Source organism: Pseudarthrobacter sp. TE9888, from assembly GCF_056279345.1.
Genome location: NZ_JBWBRD010000002.1, coordinates 2,349,036 through 2,371,292, shown reverse-complemented (window position 1 = coordinate 2,371,292; position 22,257 = coordinate 2,349,036). Strand labels below are relative to the sequence as shown.

The 22,257-nt window shown below is 65.2% G+C and carries 18 protein-coding genes; 4 read left to right on the top strand and 14 right to left on the bottom strand.

Going from position 1 to position 22,257, the window contains the following annotated elements; all coding sequences use genetic code 11:
• Positions 1 to 45: 45 nt before the first annotated feature.
• Entirely contained in the window at positions 46 to 579 is a 534-nt protein-coding gene (locus ACZ9J7_RS11660; RefSeq protein WP_476209535.1) for a DUF6318 family protein, read from the bottom strand.
• Positions 580 to 922: 343 nt separating this feature from the next.
• On the bottom strand, positions 923 to 2,650 hold the full coding sequence (locus tag ACZ9J7_RS11655) for a purine-cytosine permease family protein (RefSeq protein WP_476209533.1): 1,728 nt from the start codon (positions 2,648 to 2,650) through the stop codon (positions 923 to 925).
• A 186-nt stretch (positions 2,651 to 2,836) separates the two neighbouring features.
• Here ACZ9J7_RS11655 and ACZ9J7_RS11650 point away from each other — a divergent pair, with 186 nt between their 5' ends.
• Positions 2,837 to 3,271, top strand: coding sequence for a pyridoxamine 5'-phosphate oxidase family protein (locus tag ACZ9J7_RS11650; RefSeq protein WP_141157963.1), 435 nt, complete (start codon positions 2,837 to 2,839; stop codon positions 3,269 to 3,271).
• Between the two features lie 19 nt (positions 3,272 to 3,290).
• Entirely contained in the window at positions 3,291 to 3,758 is a 468-nt protein-coding gene (locus ACZ9J7_RS11645) for a very short patch repair endonuclease (RefSeq protein WP_476209531.1), read from the top strand.
• Between the two features lie 128 nt (positions 3,759 to 3,886).
• On the opposite strand, the gene ACZ9J7_RS11640 is transcribed toward ACZ9J7_RS11645, so the two are convergent.
• Complete coding sequence (locus ACZ9J7_RS11640; protein WP_476209529.1) at positions 3,887 to 5,071, bottom strand: glycosyl hydrolase; 1,185 nt, start codon at positions 5,069 to 5,071, stop codon at positions 3,887 to 3,889.
• Between the two features lie 280 nt (positions 5,072 to 5,351).
• Between ACZ9J7_RS11640 and ACZ9J7_RS11635 the strand changes: the two genes are divergently transcribed.
• On the top strand, positions 5,352 to 5,762 hold the full coding sequence (locus tag ACZ9J7_RS11635; protein WP_476209527.1) for an Hpt domain-containing protein: 411 nt from the start codon (positions 5,352 to 5,354) through the stop codon (positions 5,760 to 5,762).
• On the opposite strand, the gene ACZ9J7_RS11630 is transcribed toward ACZ9J7_RS11635, so the two are convergent.
• Entirely contained in the window at positions 5,735 to 6,499 is a 765-nt protein-coding gene (locus ACZ9J7_RS11630) for a response regulator transcription factor (protein ID WP_476209525.1), read from the bottom strand. The genes ACZ9J7_RS11635 and ACZ9J7_RS11630 overlap by 28 nt on opposite strands.
• A gap of 94 nt (positions 6,500 to 6,593) precedes the next feature.
• Here ACZ9J7_RS11630 and ACZ9J7_RS11625 point away from each other — a divergent pair, with 94 nt between their 5' ends.
• On the top strand, positions 6,594 to 8,258 hold the full coding sequence (locus ACZ9J7_RS11625; RefSeq protein ID WP_476209523.1) for a sensor histidine kinase: 1,665 nt from the start codon (positions 6,594 to 6,596) through the stop codon (positions 8,256 to 8,258).
• On the opposite strand, the gene ACZ9J7_RS11620 is transcribed toward ACZ9J7_RS11625, so the two are convergent.
• From ACZ9J7_RS11620 to speB, 10 genes are all read right to left on the bottom strand, one after another.
• Entirely contained in the window at positions 8,227 to 9,471 is a 1,245-nt protein-coding gene (locus tag ACZ9J7_RS11620) for a 5-methylcytosine restriction system specificity protein McrC (protein ID WP_476209521.1), read from the bottom strand. The genes ACZ9J7_RS11625 and ACZ9J7_RS11620 overlap by 32 nt on opposite strands.
• Positions 9,458 to 11,689, bottom strand: coding sequence for an McrB family protein (locus tag ACZ9J7_RS11615; protein WP_476209520.1), 2,232 nt, complete (start codon positions 11,687 to 11,689; stop codon positions 9,458 to 9,460). The genes ACZ9J7_RS11620 and ACZ9J7_RS11615 overlap by 14 nt, the downstream gene beginning before the upstream one ends.
• A 70-nt stretch (positions 11,690 to 11,759) precedes the next feature.
• Complete coding sequence (locus ACZ9J7_RS11610) at positions 11,760 to 12,017, bottom strand: PLD nuclease N-terminal domain-containing protein (RefSeq protein ID WP_476209518.1); 258 nt, start codon at positions 12,015 to 12,017, stop codon at positions 11,760 to 11,762.
• Between the two features lie 66 nt (positions 12,018 to 12,083).
• Entirely contained in the window at positions 12,084 to 12,500 is a 417-nt protein-coding gene (locus tag ACZ9J7_RS11605) for an acyl-CoA thioesterase (protein ID WP_224025132.1), read from the bottom strand.
• Positions 12,501 to 12,538: 38 nt separating this feature from the next.
• Positions 12,539 to 14,584, bottom strand: a complete 2,046-nt coding sequence (locus ACZ9J7_RS11600; RefSeq protein WP_476209517.1) for an ABC transporter ATP-binding protein — start codon at positions 14,582 to 14,584, stop codon at positions 12,539 to 12,541.
• Positions 14,581 to 16,314, bottom strand: coding sequence for an ABC transporter ATP-binding protein (locus ACZ9J7_RS11595; protein WP_307492158.1), 1,734 nt, complete (start codon positions 16,312 to 16,314; stop codon positions 14,581 to 14,583). The genes ACZ9J7_RS11600 and ACZ9J7_RS11595 overlap by 4 nt, the downstream gene beginning before the upstream one ends.
• 210 nt (positions 16,315 to 16,524) lie before the next feature.
• Positions 16,525 to 18,726, bottom strand: a complete 2,202-nt coding sequence (locus ACZ9J7_RS11590) for an MDR family MFS transporter (RefSeq protein WP_476209514.1) — start codon at positions 18,724 to 18,726, stop codon at positions 16,525 to 16,527.
• The gene (locus ACZ9J7_RS11585) at positions 18,719 to 19,213 is read right to left on the bottom strand and encodes a MarR family winged helix-turn-helix transcriptional regulator (protein ID WP_476209512.1); all 495 of its coding nucleotides are present in this window, start codon (positions 19,211 to 19,213) and stop codon (positions 18,719 to 18,721) included. The genes ACZ9J7_RS11590 and ACZ9J7_RS11585 overlap by 8 nt, the downstream gene beginning before the upstream one ends.
• A 155-nt stretch (positions 19,214 to 19,368) precedes the next feature.
• Entirely contained in the window at positions 19,369 to 21,057 is a 1,689-nt protein-coding gene (locus ACZ9J7_RS11580) for a thiamine pyrophosphate-binding protein (RefSeq protein ID WP_476209510.1), read from the bottom strand.
• A 4-nt stretch (positions 21,058 to 21,061) separates the two neighbouring features.
• Positions 21,062 to 22,126: an agmatinase gene (gene speB / locus ACZ9J7_RS11575; protein WP_476211843.1), complete on the bottom strand. Its 1,065-nt coding sequence runs from the start codon at positions 22,124 to 22,126 to the stop codon at positions 21,062 to 21,064.
• Positions 22,127 to 22,257 lie beyond the last annotated feature (131 nt).

Below are 22,257 nucleotides of genomic sequence, written 5' to 3'. Positions count from 1 at the left end.
TTGCCGCAACGAGGAGGAGTGAGAGCAGTCTCAGAGAAGACACGTCTAGCCAACGATGTTTCCGAGCTCAACCACTGTCCACTTACCTTCGCTGAAGGAAAGGACGAGTAGATTTCCCTGGTCAGGCGCCTGAGGGTCTGTCCGAGCAACGCTTCCGTCGGCCCTCATATACGACAAAGGGTCCTGGTGAACCTGGGCTGCAACTTGGTATGTGCCGTCCGGGCCTTTCGCGAACGTCGTATTTGCGACTGGCGTTGATAACTTTCCTCCCACCAACCAGCGCCCCTCTGAATGCCAATCCTTGGTCACCTTGCTAACCTTCTGGCACGCTTCGCAGGGGTTAGGAGCAATACTCTCGAATAGGGCCGTGTCACCAGTCTCGTAGGCGTAGCTCAGAACCGAAAACCAATGCTTAGTGAACGCTTCTGCACCTTCCTTCGTCTCTGTCTTAGCTACCTCGGGCAGCACAGGCACGGGAACGTTCTGGGCTGGGCCGGAAGCGTCGGCCGGTTTGTAGACAGCAGTCGGCGTTGGGGTGGGGGTGGCCGTGGCGCTGGCTGTTGGAGTCTCGTCAGCCATCTGGGACGAGGTACCTCCCGGCCCAGGAGAACCTCCGGAGTTACAGCCGGACAAAACCAGCGCCAAACCGACAAAAAGTGCTGCCACGCCGGATTGTGCAGAACGTGACGAAACAAATGCGCGGGACGCAAAGAAGTTCTGTGATGTCATGGGCCGCTAATCCCCCAGTAGTTTCAAGACGGCTTGCTCCGGACAGTGCCTTAAGGGTAGCCCACGTCACAATTCAAAGGCATAGTTATCCACAGGCCTGAAGCCCCTGCATTGTCGACCACCCGGAATCCGACAAACGAAGTCACAAAGAAAGCCGGCGCACCGATGTGCACCGACTTCCTCATCAACAACCCTACTTTTGCGCGGGCAGCACCAACTCCCCTGTTTTGTCCGTGGACAAGGCGAGCGATGAAACGTACTGCGGGCCGCCGTCGGACGCATCCTGCGCGGACCGCACCATGTCGGGCCGTTCGAACTCCAACCCCGTCACGTGGCACAGGAGCTTGGCGTCGCTGGGGTTCCCGTCGGCGTCGAACATGGGCAGTTCGATCCCGTCGTCAAACCGGCGCAGGTAGAACTTGCCACGGGTCAGAACGGCCAGTACCGGCGGCAGGACCAGCGCCAGGCCGACAGCGAAAATAGGTGAGTACGGCTGGATCGCCGCACCAAAAGCCCCGAAGAACACGGCAATCGAAACCCCGGCGGACACCAGCATGGACACGAAGCCAACAGGGTTCACGGCGTACAGCATACCGCGGCGGAACTCAGGCACCTTGGGGGAAATCTTGAGCAGGTACTTGTTGATCGCAATATCGGACGCCACCGTGACAACCCAGGCCATGGCGCAGTTCGCGTAGAACCCGAGGATGGTGTTGAGGAAATCGAACATGTTCGCTTCCATCAGGACCAGCGCAATCAGCAGGTTGACCACCACGAACACCATGCGGCCGGGGTAGGTCTTGGTGATGCGCGTAAAGGAATTGGTCCACGCCAGCGAACCGGAGTACGCGTTGGTGACGTTGATCTTGATCTGCGAAATGACCACCAGCACGACGGCCAGCGTCATGGCCAGCCATGCCGGCATCATCTCCTGGTACACCCCAAGGAACTGGTGCACGGGCTCATTCGCGGTGGCGGAGGCGGCGGGATCCAGCGTGGCAATCAGGTAGATGGCGATGAACAGGCCCACGATCTGCTTGATCGCCCCGAAAATCACCCAGCCCGGCCCGGCCAGGATCACTGCCCGCCACCAGGCGGCCCGGTTGGCGTCGGTGCGCGGCGGCATGAACCGGAGGTAGTCGATCTGCTCGGCAATCTGCGCCATCAGGGACAGGCATACGCCGGCGGCGAGCATCACGGATGCAAGGTTCGGCCCGCCGTCGCCCGTTGCACCGGTGTAGGCGAAGAAGCTGTCGATGCTCTCCGGGTGCGAGACCAGAAGGTAACCCACAGGAACGACCATCAGGAGCAGCCACAGCGGAGTGGTCCACACCTGGAGCTTGGCCAGCGTGTTCATGCCGTAGATGACCAGCGGAATGATGAGCACAGTGGACGCGGCATATCCCAGCCACTGCGGGATGCCGAGCCCCAGCTCCAGCCCCTGCGCCATGATGGAGCCCTCCAGCGCGAAGAAGATGAAGGTAAAGGTGGCAAAGATGACGTTGGTGACCACTGAACCGTAGTAGCCGAAGCCCGAGCCACGGGTGATCAGGTCCAGGTCGATGTTGTAGCGGGCCGCGTAGTAGGCCAGGGGGAAGCCCGTGGCGAAGATGACCACGGCCGCCACCAGGATTCCCAGGATCGCGTTGACCGTCCCGTAGGAGATGCCGATGTTCGCCCCGATCGAGAAGTCCGCCAGGTAGGCGATGCCGCCCAGCGCGCTGGTTGCCACCACTCCCGCGCTCCACTTTCGGTAGGACCGCGGCGCGAACCGCAGCGTGTAGTCCTCCAGGCTTTCCTTGGTGGCGTTGAGGGCGGCAGTGTTGCCTGCCGTGGGGGTCGCCGGAGAGCGTCCGACGACGGCGGAACCGGCAGGTGCCGCGGGTTCCAACAGTTGGGTTGTGTCTGTGTCGTTGCCCATTGGGTGCGTCGCTTTCGTTTGCAGTCAGCCGTCATGGCCCTGCGTGCGACGCTATCCAGCCGGAAATACAGTCCGGTCACAGCCCTGTTTCCGGACTGTTAAGCCTTGACGGTGTTGTCAAAAAGACAGGGAAATGAGGGCACAAAGCCTCTGGCGCATTTCTACCCCACGTAGAAGAATGGCCGCATGATGTTTGAACACGCGGACGGCAATCCTGTCCTTGAACTCGATGATGAGCAGTCGTGGCGGCTCTTGGCGGCAACGCAGCACGGCCGGCTGGTGGTCTCGGTCGCCGGAGAGCCTGACATATTCCCGGTCAATTATGTAACTTCCAACCGGAAGCTTTACCTGCGCACGGCGCCTGGAAACAAACTGGCGCAGCTGACCATCAACGCCAAGGTACTGTTCGAAACCGACGGCATCCTCTCGCAGGAGGCCTGGTCCGTTGTCCTCCGGGGGACGGCGCGGGTGCTCAGTAATTCGGACGAACTCGCCGCCATCGAAGAACTCGGCCTGAAAACCTGGGTTCCCACGCTCAAGGACTTCTACGTGGAGATTGACCCCAAGTCCGTCAGCGGCCGCCACTTCGTGTTCGGCGAACAGCCGGAACGGGAGATCTAGGCACTCCTAGACTGGAAGAATGCCGGACACTTCCAGCGCTGACAAGGCCTCTGCTGACAAGCTCACGCCCGAGCAGCGCAGCTGGAACATGTCCCGGATCCGCGGCAAGAACACCAAGCCTGAGCTGCTGGTGCGCCGGCTGCTGCACGCCAGAGGCTACCGGTACCGCTTGCACGGCAGGTCCGGCGGCACCAGGCTGCCGGGGAATCCCGACCTCGTCTTTGCCGCCAGGCACAAGGTGATCTTCGTCAACGGCTGCTTCTGGCATTTCCACGACTGCAGGGTGGGCCTGCATGCCCCGAAGGCCAACGCCGAGTTCTGGGCCGCGAAACGTACCCGGACCCGTGAGCGCGATGCAGGCCAGCGCCGGCAGCTGGAAGACGCCGGCTGGGAAGTGCTGACGGTCTGGGAGTGCGAGCTGAAGGACCACTCAGCCCTTGAGGACCAGTTGGTGCACTTCCTCGAAGCCGGCGCCCCAGGCAAGTAATCAAGGAAGTCTTGAGGCAATCTTTAGCCGCTGCCGCCGCTGTCCTTGATCCCGGCACGCCAAGATGAACGGGTTGCCGGCGATCATGCCGCCGCACTGACAGTTTCGGAGCAGCTATCCCCTATCCCCTAGCTTCTCCGTGCCAACAGTGCGGACTTGAAAGCCGTAGCAGACGAGTCACTGCTGTTAATGCGCCAGTCTGTTTCCTTTTGCATGTGGAACCAGACGAAGCCCATCACGTCCGGCTGGGCAGCCAGGTAGGACACCAGGTCCGTGTTCCAGGCCGCCTTGGAACCCCCCAGTTCACTGGACGCCGTTTCCGCTATCAGCACGGGTTTCCCGGGGGCCAGGGTGCGGAGCTGGGAGATGCCGGGGCCGAGGAGGTCCACCGGGGAAACCCAGCTGCTCCAAGTTTGCGAGGTGCCCCAGTTGTAGCCGTCCAGGGCCACGATGTCCGCATAGCCCGGGCCCGGGTACAGACCTGCCAGGTCGGTGGAGCCCCAGTACGGCTCGTTCGGCGACCAGACCCACTGGACGTTGGCAGCGCCAGTTGCGGCGACGACGTCGTGGACGTGCCGCCAGGCGGCCACGTAATCCCCGGCCTGGTTTCCGTTGACGCCTTCGGCCCAGGGATACCAGTTGCCGTTCATCTCGTGGGCGAAGCGCAGCATGACCGGCTTGCCCCAGGCGGCAAGGGACTGGCCCCACTGACTGATATACCCGTCGAAGTCCCCGGCAGTGATGCGGTCCAGCGAATATGCCGGCTGGTTCACGCCTCCTCCCCAGGCCCAGGGCTCCCAAGTAACCAGGGGTGTGGCTCCGCGGGAGCGGACGGCGTCCAGCTCAGTAATGGGCGGGGCCTGCAGGAAATCCTTGTAGCTCATCACGATGGACGGGACCTCCCCGGCCACTGTGGCCACCTCGTCCAGTTCACTGCTGGCCAGGGGTCCCCCCGGAGTGGCCGCTCCAAAACGCAAGGGAGCAGAACTGATTGTTGGAGCCGGCGCCGGCGCCGGAGCGGGAGCTGCCTGCACCACGAATATGGCGGATGCCTTGATGGACGACGTCTTGGCGGTAATGGTGAGGTTCCCGGTGGCGGCTGCCGGAATAGTAATGCCTGTGCTGAATGCCCCCGCCGAGGTGGTTTGGAACGAGAAGGTTGTGGTCCCCACAATCACGGACCCTGTGGTGGAGGCCTTGAACCCGGTTCCGGTGACCGTCACGGCGGAACCGGCCGGCCCGGAGGTGGGATTGAGCAAAACTTGCGGTGACGTGGTTGCTGCGCTGGCCGGCTGGATGACTGACACCGCCAATCCAACCCCGATTATGAGCGCGACAAATAACGACCTAAGTATTCGGAACACGGCAATCTATCCCCAGATTGAAAGGCGGCAACGGCTGCCGCCGGTGACGTCAATGCGGAAAGCATTGGCCTTGATCTTATGGGCAGAAAACCGCACTCCCATCAAGAAAACCACAATTCTTGCCGAGTCTTCTGCTAGGTCAGGGGAACAGTCCTAACCTGAAAAAGAGCAAGCAACCCGGGCTTACCGCCCCGTTTCCGGAGTCCGCAAACCAGCAGAAAGGAGTGTCATGAGCACGTCAGATGATGCGCCCAGGCCGCTGGTAGACCAGTCCGTCCTGGACCGGCTGAGGGACGAACTCGAGGAGGAGGAGGGCTACAGCCGGGTCTTCGTGGGGAACTTCATCGACTTCCTGCCGCAACGGTTGGGGCGGTTGCGGCTGGCCTTGACCACCGGCGACCTGGAGGGCTCCATGGACGCGGTCCTGAGCCTGAAAACCTCAAGCCAGATGGTGGGCGCCGAACGCTTGGCCGGACTGGCTCTGGAACTGGAGAACGAGATCCGCGCCGAAGCCCGCCACGCTGACATGGCGGTGGCGCTCCCCCGGCTGGCCGCCACGTACTTGCGGCCCATCACCCAGTGCAGCAGGCAGACCATGCACCGGCTGCAGGCTCAGTGCTGCCCCGGCGCCAAGCGGTAACCCACCCCGCGAACCGTCTGCAGCCACCGTGGCTGCTGCGGTGAGTCGCCCAGCTTCTTGCGCAGGTTCCCCATGTGGACTTCCACAGAACGTTCGTCTGCCTCGCTGATGTAACTGCCGACGTCGTAATCCTCGTCGCGGAGCCGCCGCACCAGGTCGGATTTGGTCCTGACCGTGCGCCCGGCTTCCAGCAGCGCATAGAGGAGTTCGAACTCGGTGCGGGTCAGGTTCATCTCCTTGCCGTCCACAGTGACGGTGCGGGAGGCGTAGCTCAGTTCCAGGCCGTTGTGGCTGAAGTTCCCGCGCTCCGGGTGGGCAGCGCTGTCCGCGGCGGCATCCACCGAAAGTTCCTGCGGGTCAGGAGCAGTCCGCGGCCGGCGCATCATGGCCGCGACCCGGGCACGCAGTTCGCGCGGACGGAACGGCTTGGTGAGGTAGTCATCGGCGCCCGATTCGAGCCCGATCAGGGTGTCCAGTTCCTCCGTGCGCGCCGTCAGCATCACGATGTAGGCATCCGAGAACTCACGGATCTGCCGCGAAACCTCGAAGCCATCGATGTCCGGCAACCCCAGGTCCAGGGTAATGACATCGGGATTCAGGCTCTTCGCCATCAGGACGCCCTCAGCGCCCCCGCTGGCGACGGTCACGTCAAATCCAGCCTGGGTCAGCACAGTGCGAACCAGTTCCCGAATGTCGTGGTCATCCTCGATGACCAGACCCACACGTGCCTCACTCATAGAGCCCCCTCAGTGCCAACGTCTGAAGTATAGCTGGCTGCGGATATCCTGCTGGTATGGTCCCGCACAGCCCCGCGTCCGCGTCCTCCGCCGCATGAGCAACCCCACCGCCTGGTCCTCGGGACGGCTCCGGTTTTTTCGGCGTCCTTTTCATGAATACCGGCTGACGGACCGGGTGGCGCTGAGCCAGATGCCGTTGTTCGTGACCACCATCCTGACGGCGCTGCTGATGTGGGGATTTTTCCCCGACACGATGGACAACCCGCTGTTCGTCACGTTCCTCGTCTCCCAGTTGGCCATCATGGCGCTCTGCTATGTCATCCCTTGGGAGCGGCTGCCGTACACCAGTTTCCTGGCAATCCCGCTGCTGGACTTTGTCTCCATCGCCGCAGGCAGGGAAGGCGGCCAGGAAAGCCTGACGGGAATCAGCCTGCTGGCAGTGTTCCCCGTCATTTGGCTTTGCGCGTCGGGCTACTACCCGCGGGCTGCACTGTGGTTCTCTTTCCTTGGTCCGCTGGCCATCATCTGGGTGCCGCTGCTCCTGAAGGGGAACTTCACGCCGCAGGACTTCGCCCGTTCCCTGCTGTTGCCCGTCATGATGCTTGGCATCGGCGTGTCGGTGAGCGTCCTGACCTTGAGCATGATGCGCCAGCAGACGCAGCTGGAAGAGAAGGATGAGCTGCTGCGGGCCAGCCTGCGGACCAGCAAGCGCCAGGAATCGCTGCTCAACACTGTGCTGGATACCGTCCACCTGGGGGTGCTGGCTGTCGATGCGGACGGCCACGACATCCTGATGAACCGGAAACAGCGGGCCAACCATGAACTGGCCCGGCCAAAGAACATCGCGGATCCCAACGAATCGCAGCTGCTGGTCTACGGCCCGGACCGGAAGACCCTGGTGCCTGTCCAGGAACGTCCGGTCCGCCGAGCCGTGCTGGGGGAAACCTTCACCGACTACCTGGTCTGGCTGGGCGACGGGAAGGACCAGCGTGCGCTCGTGACCACGGCACGTGCCATGAAGGACTCCGACGGCAACTTCACTGGCTCGGTGGTCGTCTTCAGCGACGTCACGGACCTGGTAAACGCACTCACTGCCAAGGACGACTTCGTTTCCAGTGTCTCGCACGAATTCCGTACCCCGCTGACGTCCATCCTGGGCTATGTGGAAATCCTCCTGGCTGATGACCCGGACGAGCCCGAGCGGGAAATGCTGGAGATCATCCACCGCAACGCCGAGCGGCTCCTGACACTGGTGTCCGACCTGCTGGCCAGCCGGAACGGCCAGCTGATCGTTTCGCCGGACGCCGTGGATGTTGCCGAACTGGTGCGCAGCAGCGTGTCCTCGGCATTGCCGCGCGCGGCCTCCGCCGGCGTGGAGCTGCGGGCGGACACCCCGGAGCGGCTGGAGGCCCGCGTGGACAGCGCCAGGATCTCCCAGGTCCTGGACAACCTGGTGTCCAACGCCATCAAATACTCGCCCGACGGCGGCGAGGTTGTGGTGTCGCTGGCACGGGAAAACGGCCATCTCGCCTGCCGGGTCAGGGACACGGGGATGGGCATGAGCCCGGAGGACGCCTCCGAGGTGTTCGCCAAGTTCTTCCGGACCAGCAACGTCCGGCGCACCGCCATCCCGGGCGTGGGCCTGGGGCTGCCCATCAGCAAGGCGATCGTGGAGGCCCACGGCGGGACCATCGACGTGGAGAGCACGCTGGGCGAGGGGACGACGTTTACGTTCCGGGTTCCGGTGCAGCGGTCCTGAGCACCTCGCCCCAGGCTTGCGAGGCCAGTTCCCGGATGGACGCCAGGATGGCCGACGGCGGCTGGCTGAGGTCCAGGGGAAATTCGACGATGTCGATGTCGGTGTTGAGGATGCGGCGGAGCTTCATCTCGCCCTTGCCGGCGTAGACCAGCCATGCGGTGGGCACGGCGAGCGCGGTGCAGTGGGCCAGCATTTGGTAGTGGTCGGCAGTCAACGATGCGCCGGCATCCGACGCCGCCCGGTACTTGGCGTTGTAGGCCACCACCGGGCGTCCGCCGAGCATGTGGACGGCATCCGGGCGCACGGACAGCCGGTCGGAATCGCGTACTGCCTCGCTCAGGAGGGCGTTGTACCGCAGCCGCAGCTCTCCCGGATAGGACGCCAGGGCGCTGCGCAGGGCCGTACCCACGAAGTCCTCGAAGACCTGCGCCATGTCCACCACGAACGACGCCGTCTGCTGTTTCCCCTCACCGGCTTCGGCGGACGCGTTGCGGAGGACCAGTTCCGCCAGGCGCAGCACTGCGTGGTAGCGCAGGTTCATCCTGGTGGGCTTCCACGGCGGCACCGGGGCTCCAGCTGGCAGGCGGGTGACGGCGTCGAGCTTTCCCTTCAGCTGGCGCAGCCGGCCCAGCACCTCGGGCCGGACTCCTGGCACCTGGCCCATCCGTTCGAGGGCAGCGCGCAGGATCCGGTTCTCGGCGATGTCCTCGGTGAATTCGTCGTAGGAGACCTCCAGCGGAACCAGCATGCCGAGGCGGCGCGAGATCTGGTCCGATATCCGGATCCGGCCCTTGACCGTTCGCAGGGATTCGTCAACGGTGAGGTAGCCCTGCAGGACCCCGCGGCCCAGGGCGCGCTCAGCCAGCTTCGCCAGGGATTCCGCCAGCGCGCTCCACAGCTCGCGGTCCTCGTCCGCCGCCACGAGCTCGGGGCGGAACCCCTGCTCCCCCGCGTAGCTGAGGAGGAACAGGAGCCGGCTGAGCCCGAGGCGGTCCTTGGGCCGGACGTCCAGCTGGACCATGGAGGTGCGTACCGAACCCACCTTGCCCACCGGCTCGATCCGGTACAGCCCCATACCCAGGGGCGAGGCCTTGGCCAGTCCGCTGGAATTCAGGAAGGAAGCAGTGGGTGCATCCAGCCGCTCCACCAGCCCGCTGGACAGCTCGTCAAGGACCAGGTGCCGCACGGACGCCCTTGGGTCAGCGCGCTGCAATGCGTCCCAGCAGCTGGTCCAGCCCGAACCGCTCCTCCAGCTGGGCCCGCGTCAGCTGGCCGTGGTAGTGCTCCTCCAGCAGCGGCATGAGCTCGTACTTCCAGATCCGGCGCAGACCGGCAGGGGTCTGGGCGGCCGGCTTCATGAAGTAGGACGGGCCGATCATCAGGTCCCGGTCCCATTCGTCAATGGCCCCGTTGAGGGCGTCCAGCAGCAGCGCCGGCGTGGTATCCAGTTGGCGGGCCTCCAGGCACCGGAGCAGGGAACCCTTGACCGGCTCCGTCTGCGGGTGCAGCTCGATAAAAGAGAAGCGCCGGCGGATGGCCGCGTCCATCATGGCGATGGACCGGTCGGCGGTGTTCATGGTGCCGATGATGTAGAGGTTGTCCGGCAGCGTGAACGGCTCGTTGGGGCTGTACTGCAGGTAGATCCGGTCATCGCGGTACTCCAGCAGGAAGTACAGCTCGCCGAACACCTTGGCCAGGTTGGCGCGGTTCATCTCATCGATGATCAGGAAGTACGGCTTTTTCTCGTTGCCGGGCTTGGCGGCTTCCTCGGCGAGGCGGCGCAGCGGACCGGCCACCAGCTTGAAGGACACCTGGCCTTCATCCGTCTTGTCCGGCCGGTAGCCCTCGAAGAAGTCCTCGTAGGCGTAGGACGGGTGGAACTGGACCAGCTTGACGCGTTCGTCCGTGGTGTCGTCCGCCAGTTCCGCGGCGAGGTGCTTGGCCAGGTAGGTCTTGCCCGTGCCGGGAGGGCCGTAGAGGACCAGCTGGCGGTTTTCCTCCAGCAGGTCGGCGATCTCCTGGAGGGGCTCCAGTTCCATGTGCAGCGAGGCTGCGAATTCCTGCGTCAGAGGGCGGAAGCCCTCCTGGACAGGGGGGACGACGGCGGCGCCGTCAGTATCGCCGTCGGGCTCGGTTTCCGCCTCCGCCGGAAGCAGCGCCTGCAGCGCCTGGACCACGCGGGTCACGTCCACCACGATGCCGGGGGTGGCGAGCTGGCGCTGGACGTGCCGGGGAAGGCTGGTGGCGGTATGGCCGTCGTCGAACCAGCGCACCTTGCGGCGCAGGCGCCGGTTGTCGTCGTTGTACTGGGGCTCCCCCAGCACGCCGCCCAGCCGTACGGTTCCGGCGTGCTGGTACAGCACCAGGTCCCCGGGCTTCATGACGGTCAGGAAGGCAAAGACCGCGGTTTTGGTGTCTTCGCGTTCCACGTAGCCGAGGTGCTTGTAGTCCTCGTCCACGGCGTGCTGCACCAGGCCGGCGGTGACGCCGGGGTCCAGCGTGCGGAGATGCTCGACGTCGAGGGTCACCTTCTCCTCGCCGTGCCAGGCGGTGAGCAGCTCGGCATGGTCGCTGTGGGTCCGGAGCAGCCAGGCGCGCCGGCCGGGGTCACCCACCTTGCGCCACTGGCTGACCAGCTGACGGGAGTACCAGTCGATCCGCTGGCCGGCCTGCTCGTCCAGGTGCAGCCGGATGCGGTGGATGTCCGCGGTGATGTCCTCTTCCCCGTCGCCCTTCGCGCCGCCCACCAGGGAGGCGAAGGCGTCGCGGATCTCCTGCCGCTCCACGTCCGCCACGACTGGCTCGAAGTAGCTGGGCCACGCCAGGAATTCGATGCTCCGGCGGATGGCGGGCTGGTCGTCGGGGGTGGATGCGGCGAGGCGGTGGAACTGGAGGGGGTCCTTGATGGCCGCCTGCACCACGGCAGCCGGCCGCTGGGCAACGTTCCGCACGAACCGGCACAGCCACTTCAGGTGGTCCCAGATGGTCCAGTTGAATTCGGCGGTCCGGTCCCGGATTACGCCGTGGTCGGTCATCCCGGCGTACAGCTCCTCTGGCAGTTCCAGCGGCGGTTCCAGCCAGCCGGCGGCTTCGGCCACGCGGGCGCGCTTGACCTTTAGGGACTTCACTTCGTGGGCCAGCGGAAGGGACTGGAGGAAGAGCAGCTCCACGGCCAGCTGTTTTGCTCCGCGCGTGGCACCCTCCAGGTTTTCGCGGAGGTTCGTCATCATCGGGGCTTTGGGGTCAGCGATGCCGCGGTCCAGCCGGTCGAGCAGCTCCGCGGCTGCCGGAACGGACCATGTCCTGGTGCGGCCGTCCAGGGGCGAGGCCTTGCCTTGGAGGCCGGGACCCAACACGAACCATGCCGCGTCCTCGATCTCCCTGGAGATGCCGAGGGCGCGGGTCATGGCAACAGTGGCAGTGGGGGTCATGCCCTCAAATTTACAGGGTCAAGCTGGGCGGCCGCTCCACGGGTGCCGGCCGCCCTCCTGCCAGCGGGGACTACTTGCCGGTGGCGGAGTGCTTCCGGCCGAAGATGAAGTAGCCCATGGGGCCAATGAAATTGACGAAGGACGCCGCCCGCCACGCGGCCTTGGGCCCGTTGATGAGTTCTGCCGGCCGCCGGGAGATGTCGAGCTGGGCGGCAACCAGCAGGGACACCTGAACCAGGCCCGTCACAATGGCGCCCATCTTGGCACCCGGTGACATTTCCTTCCAGGTCTTCTTTTTCCGGGCGGTGCGGTTCTTGTTGCCGGCCATGAGCGCTTCCTTTCGGTGTACAACGTGGTTCCAGTCCAGTAGGTCCGGTGCCGGCTGTCCAGAGTCTTAGTGCCTGTAGGGGGCCATCCGGTCTTTCTGTTCCTGGCTGAGCCTCTGTACCCGGCCCGTGGCTTCATCCACGAACGCCAGATGGCTGCTCGCCTTCACGCAGTCCTCCCGGGTAACGGGGTCCTGGAGCAGGTAGTGGATGTCGAAGCTGGCGCCCTTGACGGCACCGATCCATACCTGGACCACCGCAGGAACGTTGCGGTACTCCAGTGTCCGGACGTAACGGATCTTGTGGTCCACCACCAGGGCAAGAGTCCCGGCCGGGACGTCGTTGAACAGCGACACCGGGGGCTCAATGCCCGGAAGGCCCGCACCCCGGGGCGGTCCGAAGGCTGCGATCCGGGCCTCCTCCAGCATCCGCACGATCTGGACGTTGTTGATGTGGCCATAGGCGTCCATGTCGCCCCAGCGCATCGGCACCAGCACCTCGATCCGCTGGCCGCCGTGCGCGCTCAGCTGCGCACCGCCGTCGAATCGTCGACCGGGAAGTCCCCGGCGTCCGCCCCGGCAAACTGCGACTTGTAGAGGCGGTGGTAGGCCCCGCCGGCAGCGAGCAGCACCTGATGGTTGCCCTGTTCCACGATTCGTCCGTTCTCCATAACCAGGATCGTATCCGCATCACGGATGGTGGAGAGACGGTGCGCGATGACGAAGCTGGTCCGGTCTGAGCGCAGCGCCGCCATGGCCTTCTGCACCAGGAGCTCGGTGCGGGTGTCCACGGAACTGGTGGCTTCGTCCAGGATCAGCAGCGACGGGTCGGCCACAAATGCGCGGGCAATGGTGATCAGCTGTTTCTCGCCGGCACTGACGTTGTTGCCCTCTTCGTCGATCACGGTGTTGTAGCCCTCGGGGAGCGCCCGGACGAACCGGTCCACAAAGGTGGCCTTGGCGGCCGCCATGACCTGCTCCTCTGTGGCGTCGAGGTTGCCGTACCGGATGTTGTCGTAGATGGATCCGCCGAACAGCCAGGCGTCCTGCAGCACCATGCCCACCTTGGAGCGCAGTTCGGAGCGGCTGAGGTGGGTGACGTCCACACCATCCAGCATGATGGAGCCCGAGTTGAGCTCGTAAAAGCGCATCACCAGGTTCACCAGGGTGGTCTTGCCGGCTCCCGTGGGCCCGACGATGGCCACGGTGTTGCCAGGCTCCGCCGTGAAGGACAGGTTCTCGATGAGCGGCTTGTCCGGGGTGTAGCTGAAGGTGACGCCCCTGAAGTCCACGTGCCCGTCGGTTTTGGCCGGCAGGTGTTCGGTGGCGGTTTCGGCATCCTGTTCGTCGGCGTCCAGGAATTCGAAAACGCGTTCCGAGGACGCTACGCCGGACTGGAGCATATTGGCCATTCCGGCCATCTGGCCCAACGGCTGGGTGAACTCGCGGGAGTACTGGATAAACGCGGTGGCATCGCCCAGGGACATGGCGCCGGAGGCCACCCGGAGTCCGCCCACCACGGCGATGCCCACGTAGCTCAGGTAGGACACGAACTGCATGACGGGGAAGATGATCCCGGAGACGAACTGCGCCCCGAAGCTTGCCTTGTACAGGGCCTCGTTGCGTTCCTCGAACCGGGCCAGCATGTCAGCGTCCCGGCCGAAAACGCGGACCAGGTCGTGGCCGGAAAAGGATTCCTCGATCTGGCCATTCAGCGACCCGGTGTTTTTCCACTGGGCTGCGAACAGCTTCTGGCTCCGGGCCCCGATCAACCCGGCCGCCACCCCGGACAGCGGGAGCGCCACCAGGGCGATCAGCGCCAGTTGCCAGGAGACGATGAACATCATGATCACAATGCCCACCACGGTCAGCACGGAGTTCACCAGCTGCGCGAACGCCTGCTGGAGCGCCTGTTGGATGTTGTCGACGTCATTGGTCACGCGGGACAGCACGTCGCCGCGCTGCCGGGTGTCGAAGTAGTTCAGCGGCAGGCGGTTCAGCTTGCTTTCGGTATCGTCGCGGAGCCGCCGGATCACTTTCATGACGATGCGGTTCAGCACGTACCCCTGCAGCCACATGAAGATGTTGGCCACGAAGTACATGAGCAGGACGATGGCGATGAGCATGCTGAGCCTGCTGAAGTTGATGCCGGTGCCCGGTACCAGTTCCATCCTGGAAACCATGTCCGCGAAGTTGTCCTGGCCCTGCTGGCGCAGGCCTGCCACGAACTGCTCCTTGCTGGCGCCGGCCGGCAGCTGCCTGCCGACTACCCCGGCGAAGATGACGTCCATGGCCTGGCCCAGGATCTTGGGAGCTATGACGTTCAGGACCACGGAGATGACCACCAGGCCCACCACCGCGTAGATGCCCATGGCCTCGGGCTTCAGGAGGCCCATGAGGCGTTTCGCGGAAGGCCAGAAGTGCTGGGCCTTCTTGGCGGGCATGCCACCGAACATGTCCCCGTCGGCTTCGGAAGGGGTGAATTCCTCCTCGAAGTAGTCGTCGTCCTGCGGCGGGGTGGGCTGTGTGGCCTGTTCCACGGAATCGGCATCCTTCCTGCGGGGACTCATGCCACTTCCTCCACGCTCAGCTGGGATTCAACAATTTCCTGGTAGGTGGGCGAGGTTTCCAGGAGTTCCTCGTGCGTGCCGCGGTCCACGATCCGCCCGTTGTCCAGCACCAGGATCTGGTCGGCCTCGGTGATGGTGGAGATCCGTTGGGCCACGATGATGACGGTGGCGTCCGACGTGGTGCGCTTGAGGGCTGCGCGGAGCCGGGCGTCAGTGGCGACGTCAAGGGCGGAGAAGGAGTCGTCGAACAGATAGACCCGCGGCTTGGTCACCAGGGCGCGTGCGATGCAGAGGCGCTGGCGCTGTCCGCCGGAGACGTTGGTGCCGCCCTGGGAGATCCGGGAGTCCAGGCCGTTCTTCTTCTCGCGGACGAACGACTCGCCCTGTGCGACGAGGAGGGCGTCCCACAGTTCCTGGTCTGTGGCCTCGGTCTTGCCGAACCGGAGATTGTGCCCGATGGTGCCGGAGAACAGGTAGGGGCGCTGCGGTACCAGGGCCACGCGCCGAGTGATCTCTGCACGGTCCAGCCTGTCCACGGGGACCCCGTCCAGCAGCACCTGGCCTTCCGCGGGGTCATACAGCCGCGGCAGGAGGGACAGGAGGGAGGTCTTGCCGGCGCCTGTGGAGCCGATGATGGCGATGGTCTGACCGGGCCGGGCGGTGAAGCTGATGTTGCTCAATACGGGCGACTCGGCTCCGGGGTAGGCGAAGGTCACGTTGCGGTACTCCACCACCCCGGCAAGGGCGGCCGGGGCCTCGGGGTTTAGGGGGTCGTGGATGGAGGGCTCGACGTCGAGCACCTCGCCGATGCGGTCGGCGCAGACGGAGGCGCGCGGGATCATCATGGCCATGAAGGTTCCCATCATGACGGCCATCAGGATCTGCAGCAGGTACTGCAGGAACGCGGTCAGGGACCCCACCTGCATGGCACCGGCGTCCACGCGCTGGCCGCCAAACCAGAGCACGGCGGCGGTGGACAGGTGCAGGATCATGCTGATGGCCGGGAACATGAGGACGAACAGGGCACCGATGCGGAGCGAGACGTCCGTGAGTTCCTTGTTGGCGCCGCCAAAGCGGTCCGTCTCATAAGGTTCCCGCACGAAGGCCCGGACCACCCGGATGCCGATGATCTGTTCGCGCAGCACGGCGTTGATCCGGTCGATTTTCCGTTGCATGGAGCGGAACAGCGGCATGAGCCGGACCACCAGGTATCCCACCACCACGGCCAGCAGCGGGACGGACACCCAGACCAGCCAGGACAGATTCAGGTCCTCGCGCAGCGCCATGATGATGCCGCCAATGCACATGATGGGCGTGGCCACCATGAAGTTCAGTCCCATCAGGAGGAGCATCTGCACCTGCTGGACATCATTGGTGCCCCGGGTGATCAGCGTGGGCGCGCCAAACGCGTTGACGTCCTTGGCGGAGAAGCTGGTGACCTTGCCGAACACGGCGCGGCGCAGGTCCCGGCCAACGGCCATGGCTGTCCTGGAGCCGAAATAGACGCCGGCGATGGCCGCAGCCACCTGGGCGAAAGCCACAAGGAGCATCAGCGCACCGGTTCGCCAGATGAAATCGGTGTCTCCGCGCGCCACGCCCTGGTCGATGATCTGGGCGTTCAGGCTGGGCAGGTAGAGCGCGGCGATGGTGGCGGCAAGCTGGAAAATGACCACGGCGGCGATATACGGCAAATACGGTTTGGAGTAGCGCCGTATGAGGGTGAGGAGCATGGACTCAACTCTAGTAATGCCCACCGACATTTGGGTCCCGGCGGAAGCATAATTCCCCGCTGCAAAGTCTCAATTGAAACGTCGTTTCCAGCGGACGGGGATTCCCACCCACGCAGGAACGCCGCAGCCCGCACCCGGAGGGTTCCCCAGGTGCGGGCTGCGGCGTTGATGCGGTGCCGTCCAGGGCGCGGCAGCCCCAAACGGGCTGGCTTACTGTCCCGTTACCGGGGCAGAACCTTCCCCGCCGGACGGGGAGGGTGCTGCGGCGCTGTGCTTGCCGTGCCCGGCCAGGTACAGGGCAGCTGCTGCCTGGATCTTGCGTTCTTTCAGGAGCTTGCGCTGCAGCCGGCTGAGCTCTGCCGCCGTGGCTGCCTGCCCGGCCGCCACTTCCTGCTGGGAGCGCAGCTGCTGCTGGATGTCCAGCACCAGTGTCCCGAGCTCGGCCTGCTGCCGCGCCAGCAGGTGCTGGGTGTCCTGCAGCTTCTGCAGGGTGGCCGCGGCACTGGCGATCGCATCGGCAGCCTTGTCCACGCTGCCGGCGGACCTCAGGTCCAGCTCCTCGGAGCGGAAGCTCCGTGCGAAGACTTCCTCGAAGTCCTCCGTGGCAACCCTGCCGGATGCCGCCGCCGCTGCGGCAGCACCGCCGTCGTACACCTTGGCAGGCGCTGCGGCAGGACGGAGGGAGCTCCGTGCACTGGTGGGCTGAGCGGCCGTCCCGTCCGGCACGTCGCTGGAAACCATGGGCAGTTGCCCCGTCATGGTGGCGGTCATGCCGGCCTCACCGGCTGCGTTGGCCTCAAGCGCCTTCTCCGGCGTGATGTCAACGGTCTTGCGCAGCGGTACTTCCTTGACGAAGATGACGGCGATGAGGGCCACGACTGCAACGATGGCGGAGATCATGAAGATTCCGGCCGTGGCATCACCGTAGGCCGCACGCATGACCTCGGCGATGGGCGCCGGCAGGTCCTTCAGGTCCAGCGTGGCACCGCTGTTGCCCCCGGCCTGGATGCCCAGCTTTGCCAGCCCATCCGTAGCCAGGTCCTTGACGTGGTTGGCCATGACGGCGCCCAGGACGGACACGCCGATGGCGCCACCCACGGAACGGAAGAATGCGACGGAGGCGCTGGCGGAGCCGATGTCAGAGGCGCGGACCGTGTTCTGGACGGCCAGGACCAGGTTCTGCATGAGCATGCCCAAACCGATGCCGAAGATGCCGGTGTACAGGCCGGTCAGCCACAGTTCGGTGGTGTGGTCCATGGTTCCGGCGAGTGCCAGGCCGCCGATCAGCAGGACGGTGCCGCCGATCAGGAAGCGCTTCCATTTACCGTAGCGGCTGATCAGCTGGCCGGAGACGACCGAACCGATCAGGTTGCCGGCGATCATGGGCAGGGTCAACAGGCCGGCTTCGGTGGGTGTGGCACCGCGGGCCACCTGGTAGTACTGACCCAGGAAGGTGGAGGAACCGAACATGGCAACGCCCACGGCGACAGAGGCGACAATGGCCAGCGCGGTGGTGCGCTCCGAGATGATCTTCAGCGGGATGATCGGCTGGGACACCTTGGACTCCACCAGCACCAGCAGCGCGAGCAGCAGGACGCCGCCGCCTACCATGACGGCTGACTGCCAGGACCACCAGTCGTAGTAGTCGGCCTTGCCGGCGAAGGAAACCCAGATCAGGAGCAGGCTGACACCGGAGGTCAGCAGGATGGCACCGAACCAGTCGATCTTGGCGGGGCGCTTCACGTGCGGGATCTTCAGCGTGACCTGAAGCAGGATCAGGGCGACGACGGCGAGCGGCACGCAGACAAAGAAGGTCCAGCGCCAGCCCAGCGAGCTGTCCACGATGAAGCCGCCCAGCAGAGGACCGCCGGCAGTGCCCACGGCCATGACGGCACCCATGTAGCCGGAGTACTTTCCGCGTTCGCGGGGCGGGATGATGGAGCCGATGATTGCCTGCGCCAGGGCGGTCAGGCCACCCATGGCGATGCCCTGGATTACGCGGGCCGTGAGCAGGAACGGGATGTTTTCCGAGAAACCTGCCATGACCGAGCCGGCAACGAAGATCACGATGCTGAGCTGGACCAGGACCTTTTTATCGAAGAGGTCGGCGAGCTTGCCCCAAATGGGGGTGGTGGCCGCGTTGGCCAGCAGTGCGGCTGTGATAACCCAGGCGAAGTCCGTCTGGGTGCCCTTGAGCTCGGACATGATGGTGGGCAGCGCGTTGGCAACGATGGTGCTGCTGAGGATGGCGGTGAAGAAGGCGGCGAGGAGGCCGGTCAGGGCTTCCATGATCTGCCGGTGGTTCATGGGGGCGCCGGGCTCGTGGCGCTTGGATTGCCGCGACTCCTGTCTGGCGGTGCGTTCGCGCTGGCGCTCCTGCTCCTGGTCCGCGGCGGCGGTGACGTTAGCCATTAATGGACTCCTGCGTTTTCTGTTCGGTGGTTGTTCCGGCCGCCCTTGCCCGGATGGAATTCTTCAGGGATGCCGTGAGCTTGTTCAACATCGCGGCTGTTGCAACGGCGTCGTCCTCGTTCCAGTCGGACAGGTACGCCTGGAGCGTTTCCGCCCGGTGCCGCACCAGCTCCGCCAGCTTCTCCTTGCCCCGCGGGGAAAGTGCCAGCAGCTGGGCCCGGCCATCGTCCGGGTCCGGGGTGCGGAGCACCAGTCCCGCGTCCGCCAGTTCGGCCACATGCCGGCTGAGCACCGGCGGGCTGACCCCCAGCCGCTCGGCCAGGTGCGCTGCGCGGGTCTCCCCTTCGCCGATGAACTTGAGCACGCCTTGAAGGGCGATGCCGGTGTCCTGGCCTTTGACGTTCATCATGGTGACGCAGCGCAGTGCACGCTGGAGGTCATAGATGTGGCTGACGAGGTCGGCTGCGGTGGCCGGTGCGACAGACATGATGCTCCCTAAGAATTAGTTGCTGCAAGCAACTGTATCAGAAAAAGGTTGCTTAGGGAAACGAAGTTGTTCCTGGCGGCGCCTTAAATGACCAGCTCCCCCACGTCCGGCGGACGGTGTCCAGGACATGGGGGAGCTCGCGGTTGGTGGCTGCGTCAGGGCGCCAGATGTGTAGGCCCGAACATCTTCAGGAGGGTTTCAACCACGACGACGCTGGGCCCGTCGGCAGCGAACCCCGCCCGGAGCGCGTCCCCCACGTCTTCCGGGGCCACCCGGGTGGCCGGCACGCCAAAGGATTCGGCGAGCGCCACGAAGTCGGGACGGGCCAGTTCGGTGGCGGTGGCCTTGCCGAACGCACCCACCATGTATTCGCGCAGGATGCCGTAGCCGCCGTCGTCCACAATCAGCCAGGTGACCGGCACGTTGTGCTGCCTGGCGGTGGCCAGTTCCGCAATGGAGTACATGGACGAACCGTCGCCGGAGACGGCCAGCACCCGGCCGGGCCTGCCCATGGTCTCCAATCCAACCGCTGCGCCGATGGCCCCGGGAAACGCATAACCCAGGCCGCCGGCACCCTGGGCTGAATGGAACTGCCCTCCGCGGGCGTCCCAGCAGGACCATCCCCAGTAGGCGGCGATGGTCATGTCCCAGAACGTCTGCATATCCGCCGGAACGGCCTCCCGGATGGCCGCCATGAACTTCAGTTCTTTGGCAAGATCCTGCGATTCCAGCCTGGCGCGGACCTTGGCAAGCGACTCCTTGACCAGCTCTTCCGGGGTGCTGCCGTGCCAGTCCGGCATGGTTGCCCGCCCGGATTCAAGAGCTGCGTCCAGGGCCGCCAGCGCCTGGCTCGCGTCGGCGCGGATCCCCAGGCCTGGCCGGTTGGACTCCAGCACCCGGGGCTCGGCGTCGATCTGGATGATCCTGCCGCGCGGCTCGAAGGTGAAGTAGTTGGAGGTGACCTCGCCCAGGGATGACCCGATGACCACCAGGACGTCGGCGTCCTCGAGGAGGTCGGTCATGTACCGGTCCTCGATCCAGGACTGCAGCGACAGCCCGTGGTTCCAGGGGAACGCACCATTGCCGCCCGGGGTGCAGATAACCGGCGCATGCAGCTTCTCGGCAAGGGACAACAGGGATTTCTCCGCTTTGCCCCGCCGGGTTCCACCGCCGGCGATGATGGCCGGGCGCTTGGCTGATTCCAGCCATTTCACAGCCTCCCGCACCAGTTCGATCCGCGGCGGATTGTCCGCGGCCTCGGCCAAAGCATCCTCCACCGGCGGGACCATGATCGGATCCAGCAGGACGTTCTGCGGGATCTCGAGCCACACCGGGCCCTGCGGGGAGGAGATGGCCTCGGTCCAGGCGTCCTGGATGGCGGAGGGGATGCCGGAGGCGTGCTGGATCAGCCGCTGGCTCTTGGTGACGTTGGCCGCGGAGGCCTTCTGGTCATCGAGTTGGTGCAGCATGCCCTTGCGCCGGGCCCCGAGCCCCTCCAACGGAATCTGGCTGGCCACCACCACCATGGGTACGCCCGTGGCGTAGGCCTCCTGCAGCCCGGCGAGGGATGTCAGCGCGCCGGGGCCGGTGGACAGGAACAGCACACCCACTTCGCCCGTGGCGCGGGAGTACCCGTCCGCGGCAAAGGCGCTGTTGTTCTCCACCCGGGAGGAGACAAAGTGCAGGTTGCCCCGGCCCATGGCGTCGAACAGGCCCAGGGCGTGCTGGCCCGGGATGCCAAACACGGTCTTGGCCCCCAGCGCCTCGAGGGTTTCGACGACGAGGTCCCCGCCGTTGCGGACGCTGCTTCCCAAGGCCGGGGCCGGCGGGGCAATTTCCGTCACGGCGCTACTCCTTGGCGGCGGCCGCGAAGCCCGCGGGCCGGCGGGCTTCCTGACCGAGCGCCTGGGCCTGGTACCCGGTCTCCGCTCCGAACCTGCTGCCCGGCACTGCATTGTCCGCCATGAGGGTCACCAGTTCATACGCGACGTGGCTCGCGGCCACACCTGTGATCTCAGCGTGGTCATAGGCAGGCGCGACTTCGACGACGTCGGCGCCCACCAGGTTCATGCCGCGGAAGCCCCGGATGATCTCCAGGAGTTCGCGGCTGGTGATGCCGCCGGCCTCGGGGGTGCCGGTGCCTGGGGCGTGGGCCGGGTCCAGGACGTCGATGTCCACGGAAATGTACAGCGGGCGGTTGCCGATCCGGTCCCGGACCTTGGCCACGGTTTCCAGCACGCCCTGGTAGTAGACGTCCGCGGAGGTGACGATGCCGAACCCAAAGCGGTGGTCGTCGTCGAGGTCCTTCTTCCCGTACAGCGGGCCGCGGGTCCCGATATGGCTGATGGCCTCGGTGTCCAGGATGCCTTCCTCCACTGCGCGGCGGAAGGGCGTGCCGTGGGTGTACTCGGCGCCGAAGTAGGTGTCCCAGGTGTCCAGGTGGGCGTCGAAGTGCAGCATGGCGATGGGTCCGCCGGCGCGTTCGGCGGCGGCGCGCAGCAGCGGCAGGGCGATGGTGTGGTCGCCACCCAGGGTCAGCAGCTTGCTCCCGGCCGCCGTGAGGTCCAGTGCGTTCTGCTGGATGGTCTCAATGGCTTCGTTGATGTTGAACGGGTTCACCGCCATGTCCCCGGCATCGGCCACCTGGATGTTCTCGAACGGGCTGACGTCCCAGGCGGGGTTGTAGGGGCGCAGCAGGCGACTGGCCTCGCGAACGTGGTTCGCGCCGAAGCGGGCGCCGGGGCGGTAGGAGACCCCCGAGTCGAAAGGCACTCCCACCACTGTCACATCAGCCTTGGCCACCTGGTCCAGCCGCGGAAGGCGGGCATAGGTGGCAGCTCCGGCATAGCGGGGGATCCGGGATGAATCGATGGGGCCAAGGTTGCCGTTGGCTTCAATGCGCAGCTCTTCCAATGGAGGCCTCTCCTTCGAGGAGTTGGGGACTTCTGTGACTGCCATCATACACCGTAGTTTTCCAATGGGCATCGGTTGTTTACCAATTGATCCTCCCCGGCCGGGACACCGCGTCAGACCAGGCACGTTTT